The sequence below is a fragment of the Vibrio sp. V43_P6S15P86 genome (assembly GCF_009904725.1).
Classification (GTDB): domain Bacteria; phylum Pseudomonadota; class Gammaproteobacteria; order Enterobacterales; family Vibrionaceae; genus Vibrio; species Vibrio diabolicus.
The window spans coordinates 1-2,484 of the sequence record NZ_WXWT01000013.1 but is presented as its reverse complement, the minus strand read 5'-3'; the positions used below and the strand labels follow the sequence as shown (position 1 = coordinate 2,484).

At 43.9% G+C, this 2,484-nt stretch carries 3 protein-coding genes; all 3 read right to left on the bottom strand.

The features are described 5' to 3' along the window. Nucleotides 1-310: 310 nt before the first annotated feature. The 3 genes from CAG69_RS00850 to CAG69_RS00840 all read right to left on the bottom strand — a co-directional run bounded on the left by CAG69_RS00850 (nt 311) and on the right by CAG69_RS00840 (nt 2,381). Nucleotides 311-493, bottom strand: a complete 183-nt coding sequence (locus CAG69_RS00850) for a hypothetical protein (protein ID WP_005377960.1) — start codon at nt 491-493, stop codon at nt 311-313. Nucleotides 494-670: 177 nt separating this feature from the next. Further along, nucleotides 671-1,645, bottom strand: a complete 975-nt coding sequence (locus tag CAG69_RS00845) for a J domain-containing protein (RefSeq protein ID WP_161442240.1) — start codon at nt 1,643-1,645, stop codon at nt 671-673. Nucleotides 1,646-1,721: 76 nt separating this feature from the next. Next, the gene (locus CAG69_RS00840) at nt 1,722-2,381 is read right to left on the bottom strand and encodes an OmpA family protein (RefSeq protein WP_005377956.1); all 660 of its coding nucleotides are present in this window, start codon (nt 2,379-2,381) and stop codon (nt 1,722-1,724) included. Between the last annotated feature and the right edge of the window lie 103 nt (nt 2,382-2,484).

Sequence of the window (2,484 nt, the reverse complement as noted above, 5' to 3'; positions counted from 1 at the left end):
ATAAAAGGGTTTTATTTTAACTTATTGAATTTATTTGGTTATTTTATATTTCTGATATGTCTAACATCAATTTGAAAATGTGAGATGAGTAGAAAATTGGACGAGATACATACAGGGGTTTACTACTGTATATACAGGTGTTGTTTCATGGACAGTGGTTTGTATACAGTAAGAGAGGGCTGATAACCGATGCGACGTGCTATGTAGGATAGGAGGGAATACGAGATAGAGATTGGAAATAGGGCTTGGCCGATCAAAAAAGCGCCTTAAAAGGCGCCTTTGAAAATCAGTTCCGTTGATTCCGTCTTGCTTAGCTCGCTCGTTGCAAGCGTTCGCGCATTTGCAATTCGCCTTGGTTAAATAGGCGCACGTCGATTTTTGCCATGTCGTAACAAGCTTTACATGAGTAATGGTGCTTGCCATCTAAATAATCGTGACGAGTTACAAGACTAGGTTTTTTACACCAATCACAGGTGCCTTCTTCAGTGAACATTGATTTTCTCCCCACCTAGATTAATTTGAGTCGTTAGGTGTTATTTTGCGCTGAGCATTATGGCATAAAAGCGAGACTTAAGTTAAATGTCTGTTAATTTGTTTGAGAGGGAGATCGATTGCGGCGCTTGATTATATAGGTCTAAAGGCATGCTAGCCAAAGTTTCTTGACCTGTTTTTACTGTTTTGTAACATTTTGTGAGACAAGCTTAAAGGCATGATTGAGTCGCTTCATTTCTTCTTCACTGCCTCTTGTGTCCGGATGATAAAGCTTTGATAGCTGTCTATAGCGTAGCTTGATTGCTTGTAAATCAGGGATGTGTTGTGGTGTGTAGCCAAACATGGCGCATGCGACGCTTAGCTTATGGTTCTCTGCCTGGGTTTTGGATTTCTTAAATTCTTTGAATACTTTCTCTAGCTGGCGTTTCAGTTGCTTGTTCGTAAACTCTAGCTCTTTTATTTTTTCCGCCATTCGTTGATTTTGGCTTTCCTCTTTGGCTTCACGCGCTTTTCTATTCTGCTTAAGTTTCTTGATTACGAGAAAACTTAAGCCGCTGATGATGATTATCGCCGCTAGCCAGATCTGCCATAGAAACTGCGAGTGTTCTACTTTGGGGTTTGCAACTGTGCTTTTCTCTTCTAGTGTTTGCTCCGCCTTTTTATCGAGCGACTTTATTTGCGAGACTTGCTTAGCTCGCAGTTGGTTGAAGCGCTGCTCTAACAGTTGATTATAAGCTTGTTCTGCTGCTGGATTATGCTGAGAAGCCATTTGATACAAGGCTTCAGTCAATTGAGAAGTTGTGACCTTATCTGGATTGCGCTGAATAAAGTCGGCGAGAAGAAAGCCACGATCGGTTGGGTCATTGAGTGCGATAGAGGTTAGCCAATATAACGCTTGTGTTTCATTTTTTTCGCCATTTATCCCTTTAGCAAAGTCGTTCGCGAGCTGTTTTTGCGCAGGGAGGTAACCTTGGTTGGCGGATTGCTCTAGCCAGTAGCGCGTTTCTGGTGAGGCTTCAGCTTCGTTTGATGCCAATAATTGTTGTGCGTACTCGTATTGTTCGATGGGGTCATTTGGAGCTTGAGAGGCAAGTGAGTAGCCAGAAAAGCTGAGGCTAAATAAGCAGAGTAGGGCAGATGTTTTGACAGACATTAATATGTCAGGCCTAACGATAATGGTTAGGCCTGCTCCGGTAATTTTTTATTATTACCGTTATGGTGCAACCAAATTACTTCAGTGGCAAGATCTGGATTTCAACACGACGGTTGCACGCACGACCTTCAGAAGTTTGGTTTGAGCAAATTGGGTTACGTTCGCCGTAGCCGCGTGCAATTGCACGACCAGGTGCAACGTTTTGAGATACTAGGAATTGACGTACGGACTCTGCACGGCGCTCTGACAACGTTTGGTTGTATGACTCACTGCCTGTGCTATCCGTGTAACCATCAATAACGAGACTGGTATCTGGGTACTCAACTAGGATGCGAGCAACACCGCGTAGAGTATTATGGATACTAGCATCAAGCTGGTAAGAGCTTGAAGAGAAGCCGATACCGTTTTCCATACGCAGTAAAAGCTGATTTTCACCAACACGCTGAACTTGTACGCCAGAGTTTAGCAAAGCGCGACGTAACTCCGCTTCTTGTTGGTCAAAGTAGTAACCAACGCCAGCGCCAGTCGCTCCGCCTGCGGCCGCACCAATGAGCGCATGCTGACGACGTTCTTTAGCGTCATCGCCCGTTGCTAGACCGATTGCTGCACCAGCGATAGCACCAATAAGCGCGCCTTGCGTGGTTGAGTTAGTTTCGTATTCACCCGTTGTTGCATTTTGGCGTTGAGTGGCTTGACAGCCAGTAAGAGCTAGCACTAGAGCTAGTGCAATAGGCATCTTTTTCAAGGGAAAATCTCCGTATAAAACTGAGGCGAAACCATGCCTCATAATGGGATGCGAATTATGAATAAGTAAGCATTGATATTTGTTATGAGAAAGT

Coding starts and splice junctions, on each gene's coding strand:
- CAG69_RS00840 (WP_005377956.1), bottom strand. CDS start 2,381: ATGCCTATTGCACTAGCTCTAGTGCTAGCTCTTACTGGCTGTCAAGCC.
- CAG69_RS00845 (WP_161442240.1), bottom strand. CDS start 1,645: ATGTCTGTCAAAACATCTGCCCTACTCTGCTTATTTAGCCTCAGCTTT.
- CAG69_RS00850 (WP_005377960.1), bottom strand. CDS start 493: ATGTTCACTGAAGAAGGCACCTGTGATTGGTGTAAAAAACCTAGTCTT.